General features: G+C 70.4%; 3 protein-coding genes and 2 pseudogenes. 1 reads left to right on the top strand and 4 read right to left on the bottom strand.

The genetic code is table 11. The annotated features are described in order from the left end of the window. Nucleotides 1–26: 26 nt before the first annotated feature. The 3 genes from P2Q00_RS24350 to P2Q00_RS24360 all read right to left on the bottom strand — a co-directional run bounded on the left by P2Q00_RS24350 (nt 27) and on the right by P2Q00_RS24360 (nt 5,147). Complete coding sequence (locus P2Q00_RS24350; protein WP_275774801.1) at nt 27–2,201, bottom strand: GH92 family glycosyl hydrolase; 2,175 nt, start codon at nt 2,199–2,201, stop codon at nt 27–29. Between the two features lie 164 nt (nt 2,202–2,365). Then, nucleotides 2,366–3,814, bottom strand: a complete 1,449-nt coding sequence (locus P2Q00_RS24355) for an L-fucose/L-arabinose isomerase family protein (protein WP_275774802.1) — start codon at nt 3,812–3,814, stop codon at nt 2,366–2,368. Between the two features lie 34 nt (nt 3,815–3,848). Next, nucleotides 3,849–5,147: an MFS transporter gene (locus P2Q00_RS24360; RefSeq protein WP_275774803.1), complete on the bottom strand. Its 1,299-nt coding sequence runs from the start codon at nt 5,145–5,147 to the stop codon at nt 3,849–3,851. Nucleotides 5,148–5,379: 232 nt separating this feature from the next. Between P2Q00_RS24360 and P2Q00_RS24365 the strand changes: the two are divergent. Next, nucleotides 5,380–7,452: pseudogene (locus P2Q00_RS24365) on the top strand (glycosyl hydrolase); the annotation flags it as partial. Here P2Q00_RS24365 and P2Q00_RS24370 read toward each other — a convergent pair. Further along, nucleotides 7,444–7,575 (bottom strand): annotated as a pseudogene (locus tag P2Q00_RS24370) (IS481 family transposase); the annotation flags it as partial. The pseudogenes P2Q00_RS24365 and P2Q00_RS24370 sit on opposite strands and share 9 nt — an antisense overlap.

Consider the following 7,575-nt stretch of genomic DNA (forward strand, 5'->3'; position numbering starts at 1 on the left):
GGTGCGGGACGGCGACCGGGACACGGTCAGGGCGACATCAGCTGAAAGCGGAGTACACCGCCCGTGGTCAGGACGCCGCCCGGAAGGAACGGGCCGTTGAGGGGCTGCTCGTCGAGTCTCAGGGATCGTACGTGGGTGTTCCTGGCCGACGCCTGCGGGGCGAGGAGGGTGAGAGTGACCCCGTTGCCGCGGTGCACGGTGGCGGCGGGGAAGAGCGGGCTGGCCAGGGCGAGTTGGGGGCTTCCCGGTTCCTGGGGGTACATGCCCAGGCACGCCCAGACGGCCCAGGACGACATCTCCCCCAGGTCGTCGTTGCCGACGAGACCGTCGGGGCGGTCGCTGAAGAGGGTCATCAGGGCCCGCCGCACGGTGTCCTGGGTGCGGTCGGGGCGGCCCGCGTAGTCGTAGGCCCAGGGGATGTTGAAGGAGGGTTCGTTGCCGAGATAGGCGTACGGCTTGTCGGAGCCCGCGTTGAGCTGGGTGAAGAAGCTGTCGAGACGGTGGGTGACCGCGGCGTTGCCGCCCATGGCGGTGAACAGGGCGGGCAGGTCGTGCGGCACCAGCCAGGTGTACTGCGCCGCATTGCCCTCGACGTACTCCCCGTGCTGGGTGGGGGAGAAGGACGGCCAGGTCCCGTCGGCGTTGCGGGGCTGGATGTAGCCGCTCGCGGGATTGAACAGATTGCGCCAGTTGCCGGAGGCGCGGGTGAGGGCCGTCTCGGTGGCCGTGTCGCCGAGGCGGCCGGCCAGACGGGCCAGCGCGGCGTCCGCGATCGCGTACTCCAGTGTGGTGGCCGCGCTGCCCCAGACGCCCTTGGTGCCGGCCGGGACGTAGCCCAGGGTGTCGTACTGCCGGTTACCCGGTCGCTGTCGGTCGTCGTGCCGGCCCGCCACGGCGGTGCGCAGCAGCGCCCTGGCGTCGAAGTCGGTGCCGCCGAAGGCGTGGATCGAGGCGGCCATGGCCGGCAGCGGGTCGCCGACCATGACGCGGGAGCCGCCGTTCGCCACCGTCCAGCGGTCGAAATACCCTGCCTGGCGGCCCTGTTCGAGGATCGACTGGGCGACGTCGGACGCCTCGTGCGGCGCGAGCAGGGCGAGCAGCTGGCCCTGGGAACGGTAGACGTCCCAGCCGGAGAAGTCCGCGTACTGCACATGGCCGCGCCGGGTGCGGTGGACCTTGCCGTCCATCCCCCGGTATCGGCCGTCGGTGTCGCTGAAGGCGCTGGGGTGCAGCAGCGCGTGATACAGCGCCGTGTAGAACACCCGGCGCTGGGTTTCGGTGCCGCCCTGCACGGCGACCCTGCCCAGCCAGTCGTTCCAGCGGTCGCGGGCGGCACGCCGGAGCACGCCGTAGGAGCGGCTGCGCTGTTCGTCGGTGACGTTGCGGCGGGCGGCGGCGACGTCCACGAAGGACACACCGACCCGCGCGGTCACCGCGCGGGTTCCGGGAGCGAACGACACGTACGCCCCGGAGGTCTTTCCGTCCAGGTGCTCGGAGTGGTCGAAGGGGCGGTCGAAGACGGCGTGGAAGTAGAGCCGGTAATGGTTCGAGGAGTGGCAGAAGCCACCGCTGTCGGTGTAGCCGGACAGGGTGCGTGACCCGATGCGGATCTCTCCGGTGGCCTTGTTGAAGGCCCGTCCCGCGTCCACCGTCAGCCCGACGGGCTGTGCAGCGTTGGCCGGGTAGCTGAAGCGGGCGATGCCGGAGCGCTGGGTGACGGAGATCTGCGTACGGATGCCGTTGTCGAACCGGACCCCGTAACTGCCCGGCGACGCCTGCTCGTTGGCGTGCGAGAAGGTGGCATAGCGGGTGGCCGGGTCCGTGGCCGGGCGGCCGGTGAGCGGCATGAACGGCACGTTGCCGTAGTCGCTGCAGCCCGCGCCGGAGATATGGGTGAGACTGAAGCCCCGGATCCGGTTGTCCTTGTACGCGTACCCGCCGTGCTGGCGGGTGACCGTGTCGGGGCTCCACTGGATCCCGCCCAACGCAGCCGTGGCGCCGGGGAAGGTGTTCCCGGCCCCTCCGCCGTGGCCGAAGTCGGTGCCGCCCGGAGCGGTGCCGACGAACGGATTGACGTAGCCGGCGGGATCGTCCGTGGCGCGTGCGCGCTCGGCCGTGGCCGGGGTGGCGGATGCCGCCAGGGCCGGCGGGGCCAGCAGCACGGCCGAGGTCAGGGCAGCCGCGACAGGGTGCAGGCGCAAGAAGCTCTCCTCGAGACGGTGGGACGTCGCGGTGTCGTACGACGACGGACTGCCCACCTTCCCGACCGGACGGCCCGTTTCCGCGGCGCCTTGCCGTGGGACGCGCGCGGATCAGGCTCACGGCGCAATGCACCGGAGTGAAAGGAGGCGCACGAGGGGGAGCTTCACACCTCCCGGTGGTCGATGCCGAGCAGACTCGCCGCGGCCCGGAAGTCGGCGCCGTGGTGGCCGAGCGCGAGGGACCAGTGGTGGCCGACGCCCGTGGCGCTCCATGCGTCGACCCATTCGCCGGGGTCACGGCCGAAGTCGACGCGGCTGGTGGTGTTGCCGATCTCCAGCAGGGGGCCGGGAACGACGGTGCCCTCGGAGGTGATGAACGACAGGCTGCCGTCGGCGTCCTGGCCCAGGCCTAGGAGGGTGACCGGTCCGTGCCGGACGTCGAACTCCACGCTGACTCCCCAGCCGCGCTTGCCGTGGTAGACGCCCAGCCCGCGCAGCAGCGGGTCACGGGCGCTGACGGCGAGGTGGGCGGGCCCGTCGTGGCCCATCTCCACCACGCCGGCCTCGAAGTCCAGGGCCTGGATCTCGGTGAAGGAACCCCCGGCGCCGACGCTCTGCGAGACCAACTGGGCGACGCTGGTGCGCAGTTCGTACTCGCCGGCCGCGGGCACGCCCCGGGCGGTGAGCAGCGAGGCACCCAGGATCATGCCCGCGCCGAGCCGTTCGTGCAGCTCGCCGTCGAGACCGCGGTGGTAGTAGGCGAGCGTGTCCAGCCCGAAGTCCTCGACCAGCCGGTCGAGCGCGACGGACACCTTCGAGCCCCACGCGAAGTCCTCGTCCACCACGCTGTCGTCGAGGGTGAAGACCTGCCGGGCCAGCGCCATGCGGTCGCGGGTCTGAGCCTCGGTCACCTGCTCCACCCGGTGGCGCAGATCGTCGAACTCCAGCACCTCGACATGGGAGCCGAATGTCGCCGGCAGCAGCGTCGGATCGGTCGACACGTCCAGCATGCCGGGATACAGATGGCCCATCAGGCCGTGCCGGGCGTGCCGCAGCGCCGCGCGGACATGAGCGGCGCGGATCCACTGCTCGATGCGCCGCCACGCCGACTCCTGCCGCAGCCAGCCCGACACCGACCGGAAGGGAATTCCGGCCCTGCGGAAGACATTGCCGACCTCCGGCACCGAGCACTGTGCGCAGTACGCGAGCCAGGCACCCGTGTCGAAGGTGGCATGGTCCATCCGCTGCGACGGCTGGAGGTCGACGACCAGCACGGGAGTGTGCGAGCGCCGGGCGATGGGCAGCACCATCGACGAGGTCAGATACGTCGTCAGGAACAGCACGATCAGATCGCAGTCCGCACGCCGGAGCTGCTCGGCCGCGGCCGCGCCCTCCTGGGCGTCCGAGACGAAGCCGACGTCGGTCACCTCGGCGTCCATCCGCTGCAGGCGTTCGGTGACGTAGGCGGCCGACTCCTTCAACTGTGGCAGGAGACCGGGGAACTGCGGCCAGTAGGTGCCGAGCCCGCCGGCGACCAGGCCGATGCGGGTGCGGCGGCGGGCCACTGGAGGAAGCAGCTCCCGTAGGGACATGGAGCGTTCGGCAATGGTCATGACTGTGGTGCTCCTTCGGATGTCCGCTTGGGATTCACGCCCTGGCCACTCCCAGATCCGCCGGAGCGGCAGCGGCGCCGGGGGAACGCTGAATGAGCACCCGGACGATGTACACGCCCGCGACCGCCGACGCCGCCATACAGAAGGTGATCGACCAGAGCAGGACGGACGCGCTGTACTCCATCAGGGCGGGCGTGACGAAGGCGACGCCCGCGAAGACTCCGCGCGACAGGGCGTAGGTGAGGCCCTGGGTGGTGCCGCGGGTGTCCGGGGGCAGAGTGAGCTGCGACCACACCTTGTAACTGGCCTCCCCCGCGAAGGGGTTGGAGATCTGGTAGAGCACGAAGAAGACGAGCATGCCGACGAGGGCGCCGGCCGTGAGGGAGGCGATGCAGAAGGCGACGATCTGCACGACCGTGAACACATAGAACAGCCGGTCGCGCCAGGGCGTGTCGGCGATCCGGACGAAGACGAAGGTCAGCACCAGTGCGATCGGGAGGAAGGCCAGATTGATCCCGGTGGCCAGGCTCTGCGAGGCGCCGCTGACCGTGACCAGCAGATAGGTGCCGAACTGGCCGAAGGTGTTGGCGCCGATGCCCCAGGTGACGTAGTAGGCGAAGGTCGCGGCCATCGGCAGCAGCGCGGCCCGGTTCCACACGTTCTTGAGTTCGATGCCGCGCGGGGCGTCCAGCGCGGCCGCCTCCTGGGCCACCTCCGTGCCCGACGGTTCGTCGGCCAGCTGCAGACGGGAGCGCAGCTGCCAGGTGACCAGCGCGGCGACGGCCAGATGGCCGGTGATGATGCGCGCCCCGGTCATGCCCGTGTCCGACAGCAGATAGCCGAGGAAGATGACGACGACGATGCCCGCCACCCACATGACCTGCGTGAAGGACACCAGACGTGCCCGGCCTTCGGCGGGTGCGGCGTCCGAGACCACGGCCAGGGAGGTCGGCAGATCGGCACCGGCGGCAAGGCCCGCCACGAGCACGCCGCCGAAGAGCACGATGTCGTTCGGCGCCAGCGTGATGACGATCGCGCCCAGCGCGAAGCAGAAGATGTCCCAGTTGTAGACACGGCGGCGCCCGAACATGTCGGCGAGCCGTCCGCCGACCAGGGAGCCGACGGCGATGCAGCCGGTGACGATCGCGCTGATCGCGCCCGCCATCCACACGCCCATGTCGTAACTGTCGCGGTAGATGGCCAGGTTGACGGCGATGCTGACGATAAGTGCGGCGTCGAGGTAGGAGGCCATGCCCGACAGGGCCGCGACCTTCCACAACTGTTTGGGGATGGGTTGTTCCGAGCGTTCGGGGGCAGTCGGGGTTCGGACCATGATGCGACTCCGTCGTCGTCTGGGGATGGGCCGAGAGCGGAGGGGGACGTCGCGGCGCTGAGGCCGATGCGCAGTGAATATAGGGACGGAAAAACGTTCCAACAACCCCTCCCGCGCCCATTCGCGGGAAGACGCGCGGGGCTTCTTCCCGTCCTTCGGATCCGGTGCCAACATTGCAGGTTGTCGACCACAAGGCCCGCTTAAAACGTTTTTGATCCGTGAGGATGCATTCGTGATCTCCTCCACGTTGCAGCAGCTGTTCGACGACCCGCCCCGGGACTTCGGCCCCACCCCGCTGTGGTGGTGGTCGGGCGCGAGGGTCACCCGCGAGCGCCTCGCCTGGCAGATGCACAGGTTCGCCGAGGGCGGCATCCACAATCTCGTGGTGATCAACCTTGCGCCGGCCGGCCCGAGCTTCGGCGCCCGGGCCGACGAACCGTCATGGTTCGGCGAGGAGTGGTGGGCCCGTTTCACCGACGCCTGCGAGATCGCCCGGGACCTGGGCACACGCCTGTGGTTCTACGACCAGATCGGGTTCTCCGGCGCCAACGTCCAGGGCGGCGTGACCCGTCTGCATCCGGAGGCGGCCGGCCGGGCGTTGCACTTCCGCCGGGCGGCGGTCTCCAACGGCGGGGTGGCGCTGGGAAGTTCGGAGACCCTCGTCGGCGTCCACGGCACCGACGGACGGCGCCTGCCCGTCGGCGCTCTCCCCGAGGGCAGTGAGGTCGACCTCGTCACCGCCGTCCCCACGGCGTTCGACTACCTGGACCCGGACGCCGTCGGCCTGCTGCTGGACGCCGTGCACCACGAGTTCGACCGCCGCGTCCCCGAGTACCTGGGCAATGTCATCGCGGGCAGCTTCCAGGACGAACTGCCCGGCACCAACGCCTGGAGCCACCGCTTCCCCAAGGAGTTCCTCGCCCGCCGCGGCTACGACCTGCTCGACCACCTCCCGGCCCTCTTCCACGGCACGGCCGGTGCTGCGCGGGCGGCGAAGATCCGCGCCGACTACTACGCGGTCCGCGCCGAACTCACCGAAGAGGCCCTGTTCAAACCCCTTGCCGCCTGGCACGAGGAGCGCGGCATGCTCCTGGGCTGCGACCAGAGCCATCCCGCCCGCTCCGGCTTCCCGGCCCAGTCCACACAGATCTACACGGACTACTTCCGCACCCACCGCTGGTACAGCGCGGCCGGCAGCGATCACCACGGCGACTCCAAGGTCCACTCCTCCATGGCCCACCTCTACGGCCACGAGCGTGTGTGGATCGAGGCGTTCCACTCCTCCGGCTGGGGCGGCACCCTGGAGGAGACCTACGACTGGCTCCTGCCGTTCCTGCGCAGCGGCGCCAACCTGTACAACCCGCACGCCAGTTACTTCGGCACCGCGGGCGGCTGGTTCGAGTGGGCACCGCCGTCCACCGACTGGCGCCAGCCGTACTGGCAGCAGTACCCGGCCTTCTCCAGGGCCGTCGCCCGCATCTGCTCGATCATGTCCTGGGGCACCTACAGCGCCGACGTCGCGGTCCTGCACCCCACCGCCACCATGCAGGCCCTCATCCCGCTGGACGCCCCCGTCAAGCACTTCGGTGACGGCCGCCTCGGCGACGACCACGCCGACGTCGACGAGACACAGCGGCACTACCTGGACCTGTGCGGCACGAACAACTGGCTCGGCCCCAGGGCCGGTTCGCTGGACCGGCACCGTGTCTCCTTCGACGTCATCGACGACGCCTCGGTGCAGCGGGCCACCGCCGCCGACGGCGCGCTGCGGGTCGGGGACCTGGCGTACACGGCGGTGCTGCTGCCTTCGGCGAGCGTCCTGGAGGAGGGCACGGCGCGACGACTGACCCAACTCCTAGACGCGGGCGGCCGGGTGGTGGTCGTGGGGCGCCCACCCTCGGCAGCGGCGGGACTGGCCGGTGACGACTCCGTCGTAGCGGAGCTGAGTGCTCATCCGCGGCTGGAGCGAGCGAGTGACGCCGAGGCGGGCGCGACTGCCGTGGCCGACGCCGCCGGGTATGCGACGGGTGAAGTGCCGTTGCTGGTACGGCGGTTGGGCGCAGAAGCGGTCGCCCTGGTGACGGGGGCCTTCCCCGATGCCCGCACCCATCCGCCCAAGGGCAACCATGCCATCGACCCCGAACGCTACGCCCGCACCACGACCGTCACCGTACGCGCCCGGGTCTCTCGGGCCGAGGCCTGGAACCCGGCGACCGGCACCCGGCGCCCCGCGCCCGTCACCGTCTCCGACGACGTCTCGACCATCCGGGTACCGCTGGAAGGCGCCCCTGCCGCCCTAGTTGTATTGCCCTGAGAGGTTAGGAACGCGGCTGGCGGGTGGCTGGCCCTTCAGCGCGGTGTGTCCGCGGTGGTGATTGTAGGTGTGCAGCCAGCCGGCGAATGCTGCGTGCCGTTCAGCCTGCGAGTG

Source organism: Streptomyces coacervatus (assembly GCF_029223485.1).
Classification (GTDB): Bacteria; Actinomycetota; Actinomycetes; order Streptomycetales; family Streptomycetaceae; genus Streptomyces; species Streptomyces coacervatus.